Source organism: Sphingobacterium sp. UBA7249 (genome assembly GCF_002472835.1).
Classification (GTDB): domain Bacteria; phylum Bacteroidota; class Bacteroidia; order Sphingobacteriales; family Sphingobacteriaceae; genus Sphingobacterium; species Sphingobacterium prati.
In genome coordinates, this window is the sequence record NZ_DKST01000028.1 from 415339 (window position 1) to 434881 (window position 19543).

18 protein-coding genes are annotated in these 19543 nt (G+C 39.0%); 7 read left to right on the forward strand and 11 right to left on the reverse strand.

Annotated features, from left to right (window positions below):
* Window positions 1–20 precede the first annotated feature (20 nt).
* Window positions 21–3371, forward strand: coding sequence for a SusC/RagA family TonB-linked outer membrane protein (locus tag B4A24_RS21260; protein WP_293946977.1), 3351 nt, complete (start codon window positions 21–23; stop codon window positions 3369–3371).
* 18 nt (window positions 3372–3389) lie between these two features.
* Complete coding sequence (locus tag B4A24_RS21265) at window positions 3390–5264, forward strand: RagB/SusD family nutrient uptake outer membrane protein (protein WP_293946978.1); 1875 nt, start codon at window positions 3390–3392, stop codon at window positions 5262–5264.
* 353 nt (window positions 5265–5617) lie between these two features.
* Here B4A24_RS21265 and B4A24_RS21270 read toward each other — a convergent pair whose 3' ends face one another.
* The gene (locus tag B4A24_RS21270; protein WP_293946979.1) at window positions 5618–6370 is read right to left on the reverse strand and encodes a DUF4262 domain-containing protein; all 753 of its coding nucleotides are present in this window, start codon (window positions 6368–6370) and stop codon (window positions 5618–5620) included.
* 72 nt (window positions 6371–6442) lie between these two features.
* On the reverse strand, window positions 6443–7267 hold the full coding sequence (locus tag B4A24_RS21275) for a KilA-N domain-containing protein (protein ID WP_293946980.1): 825 nt from the start codon (window positions 7265–7267) through the stop codon (window positions 6443–6445).
* 308 nt (window positions 7268–7575) lie between these two features.
* On the opposite strand from B4A24_RS21275, the gene B4A24_RS21280 reads away from it, so the two are divergent.
* A complete protein-coding gene (locus B4A24_RS21280) occupies window positions 7576–8112 on the forward strand; it encodes a cysteine hydrolase family protein (protein WP_293946981.1) in 537 nt (178 codons plus the stop codon).
* A 330-nt stretch (window positions 8113–8442) separates the two neighbouring features.
* Here the strand turns inward: B4A24_RS21280 and B4A24_RS21285 are convergent, their stop codons facing one another.
* Together B4A24_RS21285 and B4A24_RS21290 are read right to left on the reverse strand one after the other, a co-directional pair.
* Window positions 8443–9660 carry a hypothetical protein gene (locus B4A24_RS21285; RefSeq protein WP_293946982.1) on the reverse strand — a complete coding sequence of 406 codons (1218 nt, stop codon included), beginning with the start codon at window positions 9658–9660 and terminating at the stop codon, window positions 8443–8445.
* A 25-nt stretch (window positions 9661–9685) separates the two neighbouring features.
* Window positions 9686–10723 (reverse strand): hypothetical protein, encoded by a 1038-nt coding sequence (locus tag B4A24_RS21290; RefSeq protein ID WP_293946983.1) that lies wholly within the window; start codon window positions 10721–10723, stop codon window positions 9686–9688.
* On the opposite strand from B4A24_RS21290, the gene B4A24_RS21295 reads away from it, so the two are divergent.
* Together B4A24_RS21295 and B4A24_RS21300 are read left to right on the forward strand one after the other, a co-directional pair.
* Window positions 10713–10997 (forward strand): DUF6984 family protein, encoded by a 285-nt coding sequence (locus B4A24_RS21295; RefSeq protein WP_409456461.1) that lies wholly within the window; start codon window positions 10713–10715, stop codon window positions 10995–10997. The two genes, B4A24_RS21290 and B4A24_RS21295, sit on opposite strands and share 11 nt — an antisense overlap.
* On the forward strand, window positions 10994–11359 hold the full coding sequence (locus B4A24_RS21300) for a hypothetical protein (RefSeq protein WP_293946985.1): 366 nt from the start codon (window positions 10994–10996) through the stop codon (window positions 11357–11359). The genes B4A24_RS21295 and B4A24_RS21300 overlap by 4 nt, the downstream gene beginning before the upstream one ends.
* 248 nt (window positions 11360–11607) lie before the next feature.
* Here B4A24_RS21300 and B4A24_RS21305 read toward each other — a convergent pair whose 3' ends face one another.
* The 5 genes from B4A24_RS21305 to B4A24_RS21325 all read right to left on the reverse strand — a co-directional run bounded on the left by B4A24_RS21305 (window position 11608) and on the right by B4A24_RS21325 (window position 17562).
* Window positions 11608–12102 carry a DUF308 domain-containing protein gene (locus B4A24_RS21305; protein WP_293946986.1) on the reverse strand — a complete coding sequence of 165 codons (495 nt, stop codon included), beginning with the start codon at window positions 12100–12102 and terminating at the stop codon, window positions 11608–11610.
* A gap of 251 nt (window positions 12103–12353) precedes the next feature.
* Entirely contained in the window at window positions 12354–13868 is a 1515-nt protein-coding gene (locus B4A24_RS21310; protein WP_293946987.1) for an MFS transporter, read from the reverse strand.
* 76 nt (window positions 13869–13944) lie between these two features.
* A complete protein-coding gene (locus B4A24_RS21315; RefSeq protein ID WP_293946988.1) occupies window positions 13945–15000 on the reverse strand; it encodes an HlyD family secretion protein in 1056 nt (351 codons plus the stop codon).
* Window positions 15001–15013: 13 nt separating this feature from the next.
* Window positions 15014–16354: a TolC family protein gene (locus tag B4A24_RS21320; protein WP_293946989.1), complete on the reverse strand. Its 1341-nt coding sequence runs from the start codon at window positions 16352–16354 to the stop codon at window positions 15014–15016.
* A 332-nt stretch (window positions 16355–16686) separates the two neighbouring features.
* Window positions 16687–17562, reverse strand: coding sequence for a helix-turn-helix domain-containing protein (locus B4A24_RS21325; protein WP_293946990.1), 876 nt, complete (start codon window positions 17560–17562; stop codon window positions 16687–16689).
* Window positions 17563–17761: 199 nt separating this feature from the next.
* Here B4A24_RS21325 and B4A24_RS21330 point away from each other — a divergent pair, with 199 nt between their 5' ends.
* The gene (locus B4A24_RS21330; protein ID WP_293946996.1) at window positions 17762–17944 is read left to right on the forward strand and encodes a winged helix-turn-helix domain-containing protein; all 183 of its coding nucleotides are present in this window, start codon (window positions 17762–17764) and stop codon (window positions 17942–17944) included.
* A gap of 83 nt (window positions 17945–18027) precedes the next feature.
* Here B4A24_RS21330 and B4A24_RS21335 read toward each other — a convergent pair whose 3' ends face one another.
* Window positions 18028–18402, reverse strand: coding sequence for a winged helix-turn-helix transcriptional regulator (locus B4A24_RS21335; protein ID WP_293946991.1), 375 nt, complete (start codon window positions 18400–18402; stop codon window positions 18028–18030).
* Between the two features lie 82 nt (window positions 18403–18484).
* Between B4A24_RS21335 and B4A24_RS21340 the strand changes: the two genes are divergently transcribed.
* The gene (locus B4A24_RS21340) at window positions 18485–19084 is read left to right on the forward strand and encodes an FMN-dependent NADH-azoreductase (RefSeq protein WP_293946992.1); all 600 of its coding nucleotides are present in this window, start codon (window positions 18485–18487) and stop codon (window positions 19082–19084) included.
* 82 nt (window positions 19085–19166) lie between these two features.
* On the opposite strand, the gene B4A24_RS21345 is transcribed toward B4A24_RS21340, so the two are convergent.
* The coding region (locus B4A24_RS21345) for a GNAT family N-acetyltransferase (protein ID WP_293946993.1) at window positions 19167–19543 on the reverse strand (377 nt) is incomplete at its 5' end.

The window sequence follows — 19543 nt, forward strand, 5'->3', positions numbered from 1 at the left end:
AACTATTAATCAATTTTCAAATGTATAAATTACTTATGACATCCCGCAAACAAATTAAGTTTGCGCGAAACTTTTTATGTCTTTTTTTTGGCTGTCTTGTCTGGCTGTTTAGTTCAGCCAGGCCATTCTTTGATGTCCAAAAAAACATTACCCTAGATTTTAACAACCTTCCAGTTAAGCAAGTATTTAAAGAGCTAAATTCCAAAACGGGGTTAAAATTTATTTATTCGCCAAACGATATTGACGATTCCAAACGTATTTCAATGACGTTCAGAGATCAGCCGATAAAGGTGGTTCTGGATCGAATTTTTTCAACTTTAAAAGTCTCTTATACCATAAAAGACAATACGATCATCGTAAAGCGTTTGGACAGGCAAGCTACAGTTCAAGAGGATCGTGTGGTAGTTGGTCGTGTGGTCAACCAGCGCCAGATTGCCCTCGCCAGGGCAACGGTGAGCAGCAGCCAGGGTAAAAAGACAACTTCTACCGATGGGGATGGTCAGTTTAGGCTCAAATTGGACCGTCAGGATAGCTATTTTATAGTGAGTTTGGTCGGCTATGTAAGTCAACGCGTGGCGCTTAAGGCAAGTGGAGATTATACTGTAGTGCTCGCCGACAGCGTTAGCGCGCTGGATGAAGTTGTCGTTGTCGGTTTTGGTACACAACGGCGAGCTTCTGTGGTAGGGGCAATCACGACTATTGAACCCAAACGATTGCAGATTGGAACTTCCCGTTCTATGAGCAATAATCTTGCTGGACAACTGGCGGGCATCATCGCGGTACAGCGCTCCGGCGAACCGGGTTATGATAATTCGAATTTTTGGATACGTGGTATCAGCACTTTCGGGGGAAGCCGCAGCCCATTGATTCTTGTCGATGGAGTAGAACGTTCGTTGGACAATATGGATCCCGAAGAGATCGAGTCATTTTCGATCTTAAAAGATGCCGCAGCAAGTGCGGTCTATGGTGTTCGTGGCGCAAATGGTGTGATCCTGATTAACACCAAAAGGGGAAAGGTGGGAAAGCCTAGTGTTTCTGCCCGTTTTGAGCAGGGCATCACATCTCCCATCCAGCTCCCTAAATTTGTTGGGGCTGCTGATTATCTGGAGATTATGAACAGTATCCGGGAGGGGCGAGGTGAACAGGGATTATATTCTAAAGAGCGAATCGAAAATATCCGGAACCAAACTGATCCAGATCTTTATCCAGATGTCAACTGGCTCGATGCAGTACTCCGCGATCGTGCTGGGAATTCAAGAGGCAATGTGAGCGTCAATGGGGGTTCGAATATCTTGCGTTATTCTTTGGTTACCTCCTATTATCGCGAGGGTGGTCTGATCGAACGTGATGAGAAACAAGCCTGGAATTCTTCCTCCCGTTTGAACCGTTATAATGTACGCTCCAATGTGGATATTAATGTCAGTCCGACCACGCTCTTCCGGCTCAATATAGGAGGCTATCTGCAGGATCGGACCCGTGCGCCCCAAAGTGTGGATGACCTATTTCAGGAAGCATTTACGATTCCTCCATATGTCCATCCCACCATTTACTCTTCAGGTGAGATACCACGTACGCCACAGCGTACAAATCCCTGGGCTTTGGCAACGCAACGTGGCTATGAACGCATCAGCGCTAGTAAAATCGAATCCTTATTTGCTGTAGAGCAGGATCTTTCGTTTTGGCTCAAGGGATTAAAAGCAAGGGGGCTTTTCTCGTTCGACAGGTATTCAAACACGTCCGTTGTAAGGAGTAAAAGTCCGGATTATTATAATCCAGCCATCGGTCGGGACGAAAATGGGAAATTACAGCTTGTGATTGACAGCTATGGCCAAGAGTTTTTAGGTTATGAAAAAAACTCAGACTGGGGCGATAAAAGCATGTACCTCGAAGGAGCCATCAACTATACCCAGTCTTTTGGCAATCACAATGTAGAAGGTATGTTCCTATACAATCAGCGTAACTACGATAATGGTGATCTGTTGCCTTATCGGAATCAAGGAATAGCCAGCAGGTTTTCCTACAACTATAACAATAGGTATATCGCTGAGTTCAACTTTGGCTATAACGGATCCGAAAACTTTGCTCCCGGCAAACGCTACGGTTTCTTTCCTTCCTTTGCCTTGGGTTGGTATATATCCGAAGAACCATTTATGGAACAGCTGAAAAGTACAATCTCCAAACTCAAACTTCGCGGTTCGTATGGACTTGTCGGTAACGACAAGCTTGATGGCCGTCGGTTCGCTTATATTACGACCATTAATGAGACTGGCGGTTACTCCTGGGGCTTAAACAACGACTTTAAGCGTGCGGGGCGTATGGAAGGCGATCAGGGGAATAGTAACCTTACTTGGGAGACAGTCGCCAAGTCCAATATCGGTGTCGAACTCGGTTTATGGCGAGCATTAGAATTCCAGCTTGATTTATTTAATGAGAATCGCGAAGACATTTTTATGCAACGCCGCTCCATTCCCGGTTCCAGTGGTTTTACCAATGCACCATGGGCAAATTTTGGACGCGTCAACAATAAAGGAATAGATATGTCACTTGAGTTGAACAAGCAGTTGAATCCAAATTTTTTCCTTTCCTTGCGTAGCACCTTTACCTATGCCCGTAATAAGATCCTAGAGCAAGATGAGCCTATTGCAGTGGTGGGAAGCACACGTTCCTCTACCGGCAGGCCGATTGGGCAGCTGTTTGGCTTTATTGATGAGGGACTGTTTACTGATGCTGATTTTTCAGATGTGTCCAATGGTACACTACGTCCCGATATCCCGCGGCATACCTTCGGGCCGGTGCGCCCGGGCGATATCCGCTACCGTGACCTGAATAATGATGGAGTCGTCGATGCACTTGACAGAACTGCAATTGGCGGCACCGAAGATCCGCAGATCGTATTCGGTTTTGGCTCCAACCTGCGGTACAAGGCCATTGATTTTGGCTTCTTTTTTCAGGGAATTTCGCGGACCTATCGCATTATCGGTGGTTCTAATTTTATTCCCGGAAGTGCCAATGGTGCCATGGGGAATATATTTGACAATGTTTCAGACAGATGGACTGTGAGCAACCCCAGCCAGGATGTTTTTTACCCACGGTTGTCGGATTACCAAAGTGCCAATAACAATCTGGCATCTACTTGGTGGTTACGCGATATGAGCTTTGTTCGTTTGCGCAATGTTGAGGTCGGATATAGCTTACCGCCAAAATTGCTAGATCATCTTTCCATCCGAAATTTTAGAATATTCCTTCGTGGAAATAATTTGTTAACAATCAGCGATTTTAAGCTTTGGGATCCCGAACTGGGTTCAAATAACGGCATGCGATACCCAATAATGAAATCGGTATCGATGGGTCTAGAGTTAAATTTTAAATAGCATTAACCAATGATGAAGATGAAAATACAACATAAGATTACCCGAGTATTAGCGCTGTTGGCTTTGGGGATCACAATGGGGGCCTGTTCGAAATATCTTGACAAAAGCCCTGATGATCAGCTTACCCTTGAAATGATTTTTAAAGATAAGACCAGAACAGAAGATTGGCTGGCGGGTATATACAGCAATGTGCCCGATCCCTATTGGGGAAATACGCGGACGCTGGGCTGGGATCCACTCTCTGATGATATGGCTCCGTCTACCGGTTGGGAACAGTTCGGCTGGTCGGTTATTGGTATGCAGACCGGGAACTGGAATCCGAGCACATCCTGGGATCCCAATTATTGGGTGGAGCTTCCCAAACGTATCCGTTCGGCCTATATTTTTCTGGACAATGTCAAGCCCAACCCTGCGCAATTGGTGACCGAAGAAGAGGTCAACCTAATGAAAGCCGAGGCCCGCTTTATGATTGCCTATTATTATACACTTTTACTGGAAACCTATGGTGCAATACCATTCCATCTTGGTTTGTCAGATCCCAATGCGCCTGCTGAGGAACTGATGATTGGACAGACTCCCTTTGATCAGGTGGTACAATGGGCAGATAAAGAATTATTGGATTTATCGGAAGTTCTGCCAGCAAGGTATAGTGCGGCACAAAAGTATGGTCGGGCAACTTCCATAATGTGTCTGGCGGTCAGGGCACGTCTTCTTTTATTTGCAGCAAGTCCATTGGTCAATGGAAATACATCCTATGCTGGTTTTACCAATAAGAAAGGTGAGGCGATATTTAATGCTACTTATACGGCAGATAAATGGAAATCCGCAGTGGCAGCGTCCAAGCTCCTTATCGAAAAGGCTGAGGCAGCTGGGCACAAATTGTATATAGAATATAATAGTGATGGTTCTGTTGATCCATTTCTATCCTACCAGAACATGTTGTTCCGCAGGCCACAGGATGGTAATGAAGAGATTCTTTTTGCCCGGCCCGACTGTAATTTCGGGGAGTATGACCGCCATGCTCAACCTAGGGGAACTGGTGGCAACGGGGGATTGGGGATCACGCAATCATTGGTTGATGCCTTCTTTATGGAGAATGGCAGGACCATAGACGATCCATTGTCCGGCTATCAGGAGAAAGGTTTTTCAAAAACTGCAGAAGTCAGAAATACACGTTGGGCCGAGTCTCAGGGCAATGGCAAAGTTACGTTAGAGGGAACTTATAACATGTATACCCATCGTGAACCGCGTTTCTATATTTCTGTATTATACAACGGAGCTTGGTATAGGAGGGAAAATCGCACCACCCAGTTTTATAGCGGCAACTGGGATGGAGGGCCTACCCACGATGCTCCACAGAATGGCTATCTCATCCGCAAGAAAGTTCATCCAGACCATGACCCGCGCAATAACACAAATCCTTATCGGCCGGGTATACTTTATCGTTTGGGAGAGGCTTATCTGAATTATGCCGAAGCCCTCAACGAGACAGAACCCAATCATCCGGATATCTTAAAGTACGTCAATTTGATCCGCGTGCGCGGCGGAGTGCCACAATATGGTGCAGGGCCTAGTGCACTACCGGTACCAGCTTCACAAGACGCGATGCGCAAAGCCATTAGGAATGAACGTCGTGTAGAGCTCAATAATGAAGGAATCCGTTACCGCGATATTCGACGCTGGAAGATAGGAGAGACCACACTGAATGGAAATTTTTATGGGATGAATTTTTCCGGAACTGAAAAGGACGATAGTGAGTCTAATCCCAAAGCTTTTTTCAAACGTTCGGTCTATCAGAAGCGCATTTTTACTGGAAAAAACTATTGGTTTCCAATCCCGCAAGCTGAAATAGACAAGAATCCAAATTTGGTACAGAATCCCGGTTGGAACTAGCGCGGAATGTGTTTTTTTGTGTAATATTAAGCCGCTCGGGATTGTATCCTAAGCGGCTATTCTTTTCAATTGTTATCTTTTAACGATCAATAATCAGAGGCAGATTCAGACCTGAATCGTTGGTTAAAACGGTCCGTCCATTGCTGCGTTACCTGGACCTCTAACAAACTCGGTTTTTTATAAAGTATCTATTCGTCTAATTTGCTAGAAAACTTCTCAAGGTTTCTTTATTTATATTTTTAGACAACGTTTTGATTAATTTTCCTTTGCTATCCAATAATATAAATGCAGGAATAGCTTTAGAGCCCAGATATTGCTGCTGAATTTCTTGGCTATAAGCTTGAATATAGGGTTTAATGCAAGCTGCTTCGTGTCCATTTTTCTGCTATGGTTTTTCGTTCAGCTTCTTCTCCATAGTCAAGATCAAATAGATCGTTTAAGGAGTGATCACGCTTAATCAATTCTTCTAAGGCAACAATACGGATATCATCTGACATTTGGTCTTCGGTCAAGAACTGCCAGTCACCATCATGATCATGGACAACGCGCAATATGGGCTTGCTTTCTTCGAGCCACTGGCGTGTCGTAAATGCTGTCATATTTTTGGATTCATAGAATTTAAAGTCAGCATTTCTGTCCAGTAATGGTTGTGCGTATAGAAACTCTTCTTCAAAACCTTCTTCCCAGGGAAATTTGTCGTTATGATCTGTCCAAATCAATTGTAGTGCATCAAATTCCTTACCTCGATAATAGTTTAGGCCATTACCGAAATAATCCGCTATATTTCTTGGATCTACGTTTAAAAACATTGCTTTACTATTGTTGAAGATATTGGTATATACCTTGTTACTTTCTATTCCTTGGCCATGTTTGATCAGATCAGCGACATCATTTATAATGATATGTGCCAACTTCATAGATAACCCTATACAGATTATCTCGGGGTGCTGATAAGTTTGTGTCAGGCCAATGCTATAAGAGAAGGAGGGTAGGTAGTTGCTCGCCACCACATTGATCACTTCAAGACCAAATTTTTCGACATTAGCTCTACTCTGTTTATATGAATTGTCAGGCTCAGTATACGTATATTTGCCGTCTTGGGTCATTGTGCTGTTTTTTTAAGGTATGGACAAGTTTAAATAATTGTAGGAACTTTCTCTAAAGATACGTATGATTTTCTATTTCAATTTCTTAACGGCCTTATTTTCTACGAGCGACTTCATTTGGGTCACCGCTACTTTATTCAGTTGCATTAGCCGTTCATTTTGTAGTACTCCTTGTTGAATTAATAACGCGTTTATACTTTCCATGTTGCTTAGCACGACTAACTGTTCTATAATCGCGTAGTCTCGAATATTGCCCTTTTTGTCGGGATTAGTATCTCTCCATTGTTTGGCTGTCATTCCAAATAGTGCGACATTCAATATATCGGCTTCGCTAGCATAGACGGAATTCGCTTGTTGTTTGGTAATTTCTGCTGGAATGAGGTTTTCCTTAATTGCATCAGTATGGATTTGGTAATTCACCTTGGCTAAAGTTCTATGTAAATCCCAATTTAATTTTAAACGATTGTTTTCATCGTCTTTTAAACGTTGAAACTCCTTTATTATATAAAGTTTAAACTCGATTGAAATCCAGGAAGCGAATTCTAGTGCTATGTCCTTATGAGCAAAAGTTCCCCCGTATCTTCCAGCTTTAGAAACTATACCAATTGCGTTGGTATTTTCTATCCAGCGTTTGGGAGTCATCACAAAACTATTGAGACCAGCTTGTTTTCTAAACCCGTCGAATTCGACGGGTTTAAAATTGGGGTTATATATACTTTCCCAAAAACCTAAGAGTTCAATTGTATTGCGATTTCTCATCCAGTTTTTAATTAAATCGTCAGTATGTGCCGAATCCTTGTGTCTGGCAATATCGGTAAGTGATATGTAATCATTTTGATATTCTTGATACAGGAGAATATCTACTCCCTGTACATTAATTTTTTTATTCTTTGCCATACATTTAGATTTGATAAATTATCTTAGTCAGTTTGAGAAAACTAGACGGAATAACTGGCTATTACAGTATTTATTTTATGGAAGTAAATATACTAAAAAAAATAGTAATATATGGGTGTGTGTATATAAAGATTTAAAATAACAACTCAAGAAAAACCTAAAATCTTTGACTTTTCGGCTGTTTATTACAAGATGTTGAATACATCAAAACGGCACATGCTTGTTTATTGTTTACCTAATATCGAATAATTGACGTTGAATAATGAACATTCGTTATATTGTATCAATAATACAGAAGTTAGTTCAGCATGAGAGCCTTACTAATAATAGATATGCAATTGGGGAGTTTTAGACCCTATGAGCTTCGGTATGATACTTTTGCTGTTATTGATCGGATCAACAGACTTTCTGAGGCGTTTAGAAAGAACGAGGATCTGGTCATTTTTATACAGCATGATGGGACAAAGGAAAACTGTTTTCTGCCCGGGACAGACGATTGGTCGTTATTACCAGAGCTGATCAGAGGGCCCGCAGATATATTTGTCTCTAAAACAGCAAATGATTCGTTTTATCAAACAGAACTTCAAACGTTATTGACGGATAGCGGAGTTACGGAATTGATCTTGACCGGATGTGCCACAGATTTTTGTGTGGACGCTACCCTAAAATCAGCTTTGACGAAGGACTATTCTATTACAGTAGCTGCTGATGGACACACTACTGCCGATAGACCTATGATCCCAGCTCGACAGGTGATTCAGTATTTTAATTGGCTGTGGTCAGAAATGACGCCAACGCAAGGTAGGATCAAAGTTGAATCTTGTCATGCTATTTTAGGGACTTAAGTATCGAGCGGATATAAAATATGTGGTACACAAAAGAAAGAAAATTATCATTTTTTATTGCTTTGGCCTATGTCAGTATAGGTACTTTATCCGTATGTTCGATTTATCCTGACGACCCATTTTATAACGAATGGTTTCTTGTCGGTCTTGTATTTACATTTCCGGTATGTAAGTTTTGGATATCGTTATGCGGAAGGGAACCTACTTTACCCTGTATTTATCATTCAGGCAATTATGTTTGTGCTTACTTTTTTTATCCTGAGCCATCTATTAAAGGCAAAAAAATAAATAAGAGCGGCTGAAAATGACGATAAAAAGCGTTGCTAACCACTACAGCAAGAGTGCGATATTAAAATATACATCTCTATACCTCATAAAATCTTCATAGCTTACACCAACCGACAATCCTTTTGCAAAAAATCTACTGTTAAAATAGACAAACTTTGAGAGATCGATTTTATAATTGGTTCGACCTTCAAATAAGGATGTCGATATTCCGGCATTCATATTAGGTTTCGTAAATCCTTTTGATGCAGAGAGATAGATGCCACTTAGGTTATCTTCTTTTCTCAGATAGTCAATACCGCCTCCAACTTTAAAATTGTTCTTAAGCTGCAAGCCGTACATGAGCTGATGATTTTCAAACTTCTTGGTAGCATTCTCTATATTGATCTTTCTTTTCTGGTAGCTATAGGCGATATAATCAGTAAGGTTAGCCTTTTCATAGAAGATTTTACCCTTAGCTAGGGCGGTGTTCAAATGGTAAAATCGATTTGTACTGAAATTATATTGCAGTGATGCTCCCAAATTCACTTTTGTACTTCCTATGTATCCTGCATTATAACCTGTATAAAAACCATAGGGTAGTTTTGTCGCAGCGCTATAGCCTGCCCAAAAGCTATTCGAAACATAGCAGATTACTGCCATTCCACCAGTATGATAACACCCTTTACGGGGTAATGTATTTTTGAATGACCGGAAGGTTTCTTCCAGTTTTAGCGTATCCGATAAGCTATTTACAAAATCCGAAATTACCTTTGCTTCCGGCAACCCATCTTGACTAGAGGGCGTCCAATAGCTTTTGTTACTGTAGTGCCCTTGATCTACCTGTTCAATCCTATAGGTTATACCATCAGCGCCCTTTCTCCATCCTTTTACCTTTTCGTCGCTAGGTATATTTAGTAAACTAAGATTCAGGAAAAGAAGATAAGCAGCCTCTGCCTGGTCAGGGCAAAGGGAAGCTTTTTTGAATAAGATATCTATTTTGTAATCCGAAGATTTTTTTTGATGGTATATATAATTTGTTACAGTACCTATAATATCTGTACTATCTCCAATGATATCGATTGCCTGTCCGCGACCCCAAAATCTAAATGCAAATTCATGATTAGACTTTTTCAGATCTGACAGTCCTAATTTCTTCGATAGCGATTCTTGGTGAACATCAATTGTAGCCGTATTATCCTCCATCTTTTTAGATTGTGCATATACATCCTTTAGTTGCAGGAGAAAACCTACCAATAGGATCGCTGTCCGAATTTGTATCATGTCAATGTTTCGCTGTTTTGAGAAACTATTCGTACATAAAATCACTATGCTCAAACGTCTTTTTATGATACTGCCTGGCTAGTTCAGCAAATCGATTATTCCTTTTTGCACTGCCCAAAAAACCATTTACACTTTCCACTGTGGGGTTTTCAAATATTGGTAAAAAAAAATCTGCATTTTGGCTTCCATCCCAGATTATGAATTCTTTCAGATTTGGAACATCTTTTAATGAAGATACATCTGTCAATCCACTCATGCTTTCTAGTGAAATCCGTCGCAATAATTTACTTGTAGAAAGATCAGGCAATGCAGTTACCTGTTTAAGTGATTGAATAAATAGATTTTGCAGAGATGACAGTGCTGAAATAAATGAGAGATCAGAAAGCCCACGTACCTGCCAAAGCTCCAGGTACTTAATTAAGGGTAAGGTTTTTAGTGCTTCAAAACTTTTTATTCCACCGAGCTTAATATCCACCGACCATAAGTGTTTTAGTCCCTCAAGATAATCAATGTTAGGGGTTGAGATCGAACGTAGAACAATTTTTTTAAGATCCTTTAGTTTACTGATCGCATTGATTCCGTTTTGCTGGCGTTCAAGACAGAGGTATTCCAGATTTTTGAATCTTTCAATACCTTCAATATTTGGTTTTTTGGATCTGGTTTGATACAAGAATAGCTCTTTTAGATTAAGGTTGATTTTTTCTAAAAAGTCAAAATTGTCCAAATCTAGAATCCCCACCGCCAGCGTTTCTAAGTTTTTGAGCTTGGTAACCGTATTGATTCCAGTTGCCTCAATTAAACAATCTATCGAAACCTTCTTCAGGGAGGGAATACGTTCCAGAAAAGTCAGGTCACAAGCTGTGGTATAGTGTCCAAATATCCGTAATGCAATATCCTGTCTTTGGGAGAAAATAACCTTTTCCAATAAATCTATTTCATCATTTGATAGCGGAGTGGAAAATTGGATATATTTTGTACTGCTATCCACCGCCAGAGCCCGTAAATCAGTCTCTTCAAAACCTGTTGAAATAGTATAGTGTCCGGATACTTTGGTGTGGAACACACCGGTGGGAGCCGCAATTATAGCTTCATTGGAAAACCTATTTGTCGAGGAAATGGACGATGGTGGGATGGGCAGCCTCCAAGTAATTCTAGAAGGAGAAGACCATAGGCGTTATGGAGGCACTCTAGCAGATATGGATTCTCATGATGTCGACGGAATGTATCTGCTTATCTCTGTTATCGTGGATACTGATGATAATTTTTATGAATTAGATATTTTCAAAGGTGATTTTTCTCCTTTGATAAAGATTCCAGATGTATCAATAAATGTATGATGCGGTATTTAAACAAAGATGAAATTCAATCCAGATTGCGGCTTGGAAAGTCTGTGGAGCAATGGTTGGGTGATTTCCAGGAGGAGGATTATACTATACTCAAGTGGTTAAGTATTAACATGGAGAAGGACGAAAGCTTTTCTGTAGCCTATTTTGAATCCTTTGATGAGGGAAATGAAGATTTCTTGGACATCTATGCTTTTTCATTGGTTGATCCTGATGCGCCATTTGGCGTGATAAATGCTTTTTATTCAATTGCTGATGCGTTGGAATTCGCAGAAGTGACCTATAAAGCTTCTCCTCATAAATATACATCTGCAGGCATGATTCAGGAAGAGTATCGGGATTATATTAACCGGTAATTTTATCATCGTATTCAAGATCTATTGATTTGAGGGGGGAAGAAACTAAGGAAGTTGTTCCAATATAATAATGATGAGAGACCAAGATTTATTTATTAACGAGTTGATCGATTTGTTTCCGAGTTTGGAAGAGGAGCTTTTAGATGAAGACTACAGGGCGTAATGTTATTAATCAAGCCATTTTAACAATAAATGAATTAGCAAAATAGAAACTTTATAAAGTCATTATCAGCCATTCTAGGCCGATGTTATTGGCTGGGCGTACTGAAAGCGGTAGTTCTACCAGCTCCCGCAAAGATAAGTGCCAGTCCTGTAATCGTTGTTAATGGTATCCATTTTAAAATCGGAGTACAAATTAAAATGAGTGCCAAAATTAATCCTATAATATTTGTAACGAATAAACTGCGTCTTTTTATGCCATTACTAGATGGAAAAAAAGATGAAAAATTGATCGCTCTTAACGCTTGTATCGAAAGAATGAAGCCAATTATAAATGGTAATGTGAGAATAACTATTTCTGTCCGAGATAAGAGAATCGAGCCGATAAGAGTGTTGAGAAGACCACTTATAAACATGTAGATCAAATCTTTTTCCTGAATTTTATTCTTAATCGAAAAATAAATTTCAAAAATACCACACACTAAAAATGAAATAGCAATTAAAGAGCATAATTCTCCGTAGATCTCAGGAGGTATTATAATAATGTAAAAGCCAATCAATATAGAGGTAATGCTTGGTATCACCTCCGTAATCCTAAGTTTTACATCTGCGATGCATTTTTTTAAAAACAGGTTCATAATATATTTGCTTCGTATATTTTTTAACAAATCCCTATTAATTGTCTATTTTATATAGATTATAGTTTAAAAAACTAAACGTAATAATCATGTAACATTTAAGTATTCTATCGTGTATGCTTTTATAAATTGTTTTCTAATAAATTTGAAAGTATATAAGTTGCGGTGCGCAATGTTATGGTGCCCGAGATTCAAGTTTATTTTTCTCTGGCTGTTTTAAATTTTATGATAACTGCAAAACAGCATAATAAAATTATTACTATTGCGGCTACTATTGCACCTATCATAAATATTGAGCGTATGGCAAGTAATTGACTTTGCATTGCGGAGGATTTTGAAAGCATCATATTCGAAATTCCTATTGCTTCACTTTTCCAAAAACCCTTTGTAGAAAGCAAGTTTTGATATAGACTTTGGCGCTGTATTAATATTTCATTGTCTGTTGTAAGTTTGCCTAGAAATTGGTATTTATAATTTTGAGTAAAATAGAGCTGTAAGGTATATAAACCACTCATCGAAATTAATGTCGAACAAAACCTAGTATAAGCGCAGATAATTATCGCTGTCATGCCGGTGCTTTTTGGTACACTTGCAGAGCAGAATATCGTGATAGGAACAAATAGGAAACCACAGGCAAGCCCATGAACGAAAATAGGCAAGCATAGCTCATCAAAGGTGAGGTCCGGAGTCAGGTGAAAATAAAACCATAGGTGATAAAGGCATAATAGCGAAAAACCTACGAGTAGTAATTTAGGTAGATTTTCTTTTTTTCTTAGTATTAACCCTATGGCGATAAGTGTTGCTAATATGACTCCCATTATATTAAATAGTCCAGATTGGACAACATCAACAGCGTTCCAGCCAAGTACTGAAGTCGAATATCCATAGATCAGATTTATACTATCCTTCACATACCAGAATACAAGCATCAGACCAATGGCAAAAATAAACTTCGGATATTTAAAAACATTCATATCAATCAGTGGATGCCTGATTGTTGTCTTTCGATAAAAGTATAAAGATAAAGCTGAAATAGAAAAAAAGGAAGCATACCGTACTGTTTGGTCGGACCACCAATATCTTTTAGGTCCATAAATAAATATATATACCGCCGTCACTACCCCAAACGCAAATAATAGACCGCCGATCCAGTCTATTTGATACAGGGGGAATGGTTTGCGGTCTATTTTGAGTTTAAAGAGAAGAATACAAATAACCATGGCGACAATTTGCAGTCCAATTAACGCATAATAAAAAACTGTCCAATCCCATCTTACCACGATCCACGAAGCGCCTATTCCGACAATTATGCCGCAGGTTAGCACCAATGAGAAAAAGATAGATACCCCGATCAAGGTGGCTTTTTCGACTGGCAGTGTAGAGAATAGAATAATCAAAATACAGGCAGCTATTGTACAGGTAACCGCTCCCATAAAAAAACGTAGAAAGGAAAATAATACAAGATTCTGCGTTACCATGCATCCCAGATTCAAAAAAATTCCTGTTAAAAATGCAATGATAAGGTAGTTTCTTGTATTAAAGTATCGTTGCGTCCTGAATTGTATAGGTAAAAACGAAATGATACCTGCGTAAGATATCTGAAAGGCGAACGAAATATCCTCGGACTGTGCTCCATAGAAAGATATGACATGAGCCTGTATCAGGCCGAAAGAGGCAAATTGAGCCATTCCAGCAAATAAAATCAAAATCAAACAAACTCTTGTTAATCCCGGGTATTTGTTAATCCATGTTTTAAAGTAAATATTTGACCTCATGAGTTTTACTATTCTAATTGTCTGTTTTCACCCTTACTTTGACATTCATACCAGCTTTAAGTGCATCTGTATCCTGTTCCATTGCAAATTTTATTTTTACAGGAATTCGTTGGATAATCTTTACAAAATTTCCCGTTGAATTGTCTGTAGGCAATAAGGAAAACTTTGAACCCGTGGACGCCGATATGGCTTCGATTTTTCCTTTGAATATCTTGTTACCTATCGCATCTACTTCAATTTCTACAGGTTGCCCCAGATACATTCCGTTAACTTGAGTTTCTTTGAAATTGGCGATGATCCATTTATCTTGCGTATTGACGATAGAGACAAGCGGTTGTCCAGCTTGTACCTGCTGTCCTTCTAAAATGTTTTTTCTTCCCGTGTATCCGCTGTATGGAGATGTAATGACCGTGTAGCTCATGTTGAGTTTGGCTAGATCCAACAATGCCTCAGCACGCTTCTTTGCAGCGAAAAGAGAACTGTATTTTGCTTGCAATTCGTTAATTTTCGTATGACCAGTTTTTAACCCATTTACAGTTGCATTATAATTATTTTCGGCTACTGCATATCGGGTTTTAACTTGCTCATAATCTGCTATCGTTACAGCATCTTCATTCAACAAATTTTTAAAACGTTTGACGTCCTGTTCTTGCTGCCACAGGGTGGCTTTTGCTACGTTGATCTGGTCCTGATTGATTAAGGTCGATGCTTGAGCTGAATTGATGCTGGCTGCTAAGATTTCCTGCTGTGCCTTGGTGTCTTCTAGCATTGCCTCTGCCTCTTTAACTTTTTGTAAGTATTCCCTGTCATCCAGTACAACAAGCGTATCTCCTTTTTCAACCTTCTGATGTTCTTCGAAGAGTACTTCTTTTATAAATCCTCCCGCCCTCGCAGATACAGGGTTAATAAATGACTCAATCTGTGCATCATTCGTATCTTCGTAGCTCTTCGAATAGGTGATGTATTTTATAAAATAGATCATAGCAACGACTACTAAGATTAGTACAGCGCAAGTTGTCATTATGCCTACTATCGTAGCCGTTCTTGAATTTTTATTTTTTGGTTTCACGATTTTTTCTGTTTTAAATTTTCCCTGTTAAAAAAAGTAACCTGTAGTATATCGAAAGCGCGGCAATATTTGCCTGTATATGATTAAATTTAGCCTCATATAAGAGGTTGTCAGCTTCAAGTAGATCCGTTAGCAAACTTAACTGATTGGTATATTTTGCATTTTGTATTTTATAATTAGCTTCGGCCTGGAGAATAGATTTTTCGGTAACTGATATTCTGTCGATAGATTCAGTATATTTGATGAATAAAGTTTCCACCTCCTGTTTCACATTCTCTTCAATCCATTCTTTCTGTTGCTTGAGCCCACTTTCTCTCGTCATCGACGCATACACTTTATTTTTGTTTTGGTATAATGAGGAGATATTAAAGGTTGCCTTTATACCGACAAGTCCCACCCCTACAGTCTGTGGTTTGGGTGGAAAGACAAAGGTGTTGGGATAATTGAACCCATAGACACCAAATAGACTAACGTTCGGGAGGTTGAAGGATTTTGCAATTTTGGTTCGATTCCCCTGCAACTGAATGTTTTTCTGTATCTTCAAAATAGGAAAAGCTTCCGCATAGTTGCCGATCATTTTTTTAACATCAATTAAATCAGGGAGTTTGAGTGAGGCTGTGTCTGTAATTAAGACATTTGCTGCGTCTTCTAAATTTATTAATAGTTTTAGCCGTTTTATCCCAATTTGATAGTCATTTATATTTGTCTTTTGGCTCAAATGTATATTCGACAATGCTACATCAGCACGAAGTAAATCACTTCTCGTGACTTTTCCGTTGGCATAAAAGGCATTAATATTCTTGAATCGGGTTTGGGCTCTTATCGTTTGGTCCTTCAATAATTTTTCCTGATAATAATTACGTACTAAATCCAAGTACTGTAGAGCAGTTTGTAAGCCAATTGTAGCCCTTTGTTCATTGAGATTTATAGAGGCAAGTTCATTTTTATGCTGTGCGTCATTAATGGTAAATTTTTGCCGCCCACCAGTATATAAGTTAAATGAAGCTTCAATGCCTAGCGCGCCAGCATTGGCATTAGGAGGTTTTGGAATTGAATTTGATTCGCCTAGTACCCCATCAAAAACTGTGATATCACTATACCGTTGGTATGACGCATTTGTAGCGATATGAGGCAATATTGCCATTTTTGCATCATTTAAGTCGGCTAGACTAGCGGTTATTTCATTTCTGGATACTCCTAATAACTTGTTAAATTCCTTCGACCTGTTGACAGCTTCAACAAATGATAATTTGATCATTGTACCATCCAAGGCCTGTGATTTAAGAACTTCTGGGATACATATCAAAAAGAAGAGTAGTATCGTGAATTTTGATTGTTTTTCTTTGTGTATCATTTTTAGTTTCTATTTCCGTGTGCCAGCTAAAGAGTTACCCCTAAAAGTCTTGACAAATTTACCTGCAGTTTATGTTAAAAAAACCTATATTTCCCCTTATTTGGTGGACAAAACGCTTTTTTTGTATGTAGAAATAGAAAATTGAAGTTTGAGCAAAACCATTATATCATTATTTGTAAGCGCTGATATTATCAGACCTAAATTGTATAGCGGTGTAGGAACTTGGAATTTTTGAGTACGGTCTATTCTGTCAAGGCTATTTTAAGAAATGCTTTGTTTGATCGATTTCAGTGGAGGTTTAGACAGATTATCTAGGAGCATTCAATTTTATCCTACTTGTTTACCGAAAGTTTAAAGTCCTTTCGAAATTGGCCGGGTGAGACTTTGGCCAACTTGCTAAAAATTCTGTTAAAATATTTAGGGTCATCATAGCCCATTTCAATAGATATTTCTTTGATTGTGAGGTCTGTATAGCATAGTAGTCGTTGGCTTTCCCGTAGTACTTCCTGCTGGATGAAATAGGTAGCTTTGAATCCTGTTACCGCTTTTATGGTGTCACTTAGATAGGTCGTCGAATAATTCATTAATTTGGCATATTCACTCGGCTTTTTTAGATCATGGTAATGTTTCCTTACTAGTCTTTTATACTTTTTTGTTAATTCAGATTTTCCTCGTGAGTGCTGTTTCGACAAGTATTCTGTAGTAGCCTGAAAGGAAGCTGCAATCTTATATATTCCAGGTCGTATAAGGGAACTGATAGCAGCCTTGTGAAAACTCATTAATGTAGAGTCATTGTAAGTAGTAAACAGAAGCTGGAAATAATGTTGGTACCAATCAAAATCGGTCGATGAAAGCGAGAGTACAGGTTCGGAAAAAGACGCGTCTTCGATTGTCAGGCGTACATGTTCATCAATGATCTTATTGTCGAGAAAAAGTATCCACCCTTGGCTATCGCTATCAAAACTTATTGCACGTTGGATCTGCCCGGGAAAGAGGAAGGCTAATTTTGTCTGAGTGACTTCTATCTTTTTAAAATCAATCAAAAGTTTCGCTCGACCTTTTGTCAAAAAAAGACATATAAAATGGTCATTACGGTGTAGCTTACTTATACTTTCTATAAATAACGAAACGAAAGCGTTATTGATTTTTTCAATTCGTACGCCTGATATATTATCTTTTAATTGCCATACAGGAATACTACGTTTCATATAATGCTAATTTTATGTTGCAAAATAATCAGTTTTTCAATATGAATCAATTGTTGCTTGCATATTACTATTCTTAAACAGGAATTATACAGTATCCGAAATGTAAGGATTCATTAGGTTTTTCTAATCTGAGGGGTCAGTATCGCCGGAAAGGGGGCAAGATGCTCCGGACTTGCCCATTATTTTTGAGGGGTCACATTTGTCGGAATGGCCGATAACCAGGAGTCGGTTGCAAAAAGAGATTTGGGAAGATGAGGGTGTGATTGTGGGACGCAGCTTGGATATGTTTATTTCGAAACTCCGGAAAAAATTGGAAACAGTTCCCGATATCAATATTGTTGTGGTCCGTGGCAAAGGTTATAAGCTTGAATATAAGGTTTAATACAAGTTGTTTTGAGCTCATTTTTCTCCTACGTCTTTTCTTTTTAGAAAATAAAAGTTGGACATCTTGACGATGTGTAGCCATCATTTCATCTCCTTCTCTTTTTCTGGCTCTTTCTTAAAAATATGCTGCCGATGATTTTCGCCCCAATATTGTAATGATTCAACTACCTGATCCAGGGTCTGGGTGTAATCTGTGGGGAAATATTCAATAAGAATAGGATAACCTTCCGTTATGACACGTTCAATCAGCCCATTCTGTTCCAGTTCTTTTAATTCCTTCGCCAGCACTTTCGGTGTCAATTTTGGAATACTTCGCTGTATTTCAGTAAAACGCTTGTTTCCTGCATTTACAGAAATGATAATCTGCAATTTCCACTTTCCGCTGATTACGTCCAACGTATCCCGAATTGGCCTCAGGGCTTGTAGGCAATCCTGATGATCATGATGTTTTCCCATTTCACTTTCCTTTAGGTAACTGCTATATTTTAGAATGTGAATTTACAATAATTTTGTTCCTATTAATAACAAAACATTAAAAATGGCAAATATCTTAAATATCAAAACAAGTATTAGTGGCGAAGACTCTGTCAGCAGTAGACTGTCACAAGTCGTGATTAATCAGTTACTGGAAAAAGAACCATTTAGTAAAGTAGTTGTTCGCAACCTCGCTACGGAGCCGATTCCACATATGGAACTTGAGCATTTTAGCGCATTCAATGTTAGCGATGCGGAAAAAACTGATGCGCAAAAAGAACTGACTAGATTTTCGGATCAAGCCATAATGGAAATTCAAGATGCTGATATCATTGTGATCGGTGTCCCTTTTTACAATTTTAGTATCCCTTCGACATTGAAATCCTGGATTGACCATATTTCGATTGCTGGAAAGACATTTTCGTATGCTGATGGTCATGTAAAAGGACTTCTTAAAAATAAAAAGGTCTATCTTAACTTTGCGGTGGGCGGTATCTATGACAATGGAATCGTGGATAACATGGAAATGTATCTTCGCACTTTCTTTGAATTTATCGGAATATCAGATGTGGAGGTCTTCAAGACGGAGGGTACGATGTTGCCTGAACTTAAGGACGAAAATATGCTATTGGTGAGGGGAGAAATTGAAGCCGCAATCGCCTGATCTAATTGGTCAATGGTCTCCACAACAGGCTTAGGATAATTAATAAATCCACATTTAATTAGATGTGGATTTATTAATGTGATCATATAGCTTTATATGCTTTTTTCCAATCCTCCCTGAGGATACTATACACGTAAGTTCCTTCACTTTCTCCATAAGATTGAATGTTGTAGTTTCTTAAAAATCCCTCCTTGATGGCGCCGATCTTTTCTATAGCTTTTTGTGATTTTAGGTTTTTGATATCGATTTTAAATTCTACTCTTCTTAAGTCCAGACTGTCAAAGCAATAATCGAGAAGAAGTCTTTTGCAGCTGGCATTGATACCCGTTCCCTGAAATTTTTTACCAATCCATGTCCAGCCTATTTCCAATCTTTTATGTTGAAAGCTAATATTTCCGAACATTGTTATTCCGATTGGATCCTTCGTTTTTTTGTTTATGATAATTAGCGGGTAAAGTT

Bases quoted from the DNA above. Each gene is read 5' to 3' on its own strand.
- B4A24_RS21260 (WP_293946977.1), top strand. From the start codon at position 21: ATGTATAAATTACTTATGACATCCCGCAAACAAATTAAGTTTGCGCGA.
- B4A24_RS21265 (WP_293946978.1), top strand. From the start codon at position 3,390: ATGAAAATACAACATAAGATTACCCGAGTATTAGCGCTGTTGGCTTTG.
- B4A24_RS21270 (WP_293946979.1), bottom strand. From the start codon at position 6,370: ATGACCCAAGACGGCAAATATACGTATACTGAGCCTGACAATTCATAT.
- B4A24_RS21275 (WP_293946980.1), bottom strand. From the start codon at position 7,267: ATGGCAAAGAATAAAAAAATTAATGTACAGGGAGTAGATATTCTCCTG.
- B4A24_RS21280 (WP_293946981.1), top strand. From the start codon at position 7,576: ATGAGAGCCTTACTAATAATAGATATGCAATTGGGGAGTTTTAGACCC.
- B4A24_RS21285 (WP_293946982.1), bottom strand. From the start codon at position 9,660: ATGATACAAATTCGGACAGCGATCCTATTGGTAGGTTTTCTCCTGCAA.
- B4A24_RS21300 (WP_293946985.1), top strand. From the start codon at position 10,994: ATGATGCGGTATTTAAACAAAGATGAAATTCAATCCAGATTGCGGCTT.
- B4A24_RS21320 (WP_293946989.1), bottom strand. From the start codon at position 16,354: ATGATACACAAAGAAAAACAATCAAAATTCACGATACTACTCTTCTTT.
- B4A24_RS21325 (WP_293946990.1), bottom strand. From the start codon at position 17,562: ATGAAACGTAGTATTCCTGTATGGCAATTAAAAGATAATATATCAGGC.
- B4A24_RS21335 (WP_293946991.1), bottom strand. From the start codon at position 18,402: ATGGGAAAACATCATGATCATCAGGATTGCCTACAAGCCCTGAGGCCA.
- B4A24_RS21340 (WP_293946992.1), top strand. From the start codon at position 18,485: ATGGCAAATATCTTAAATATCAAAACAAGTATTAGTGGCGAAGACTCT.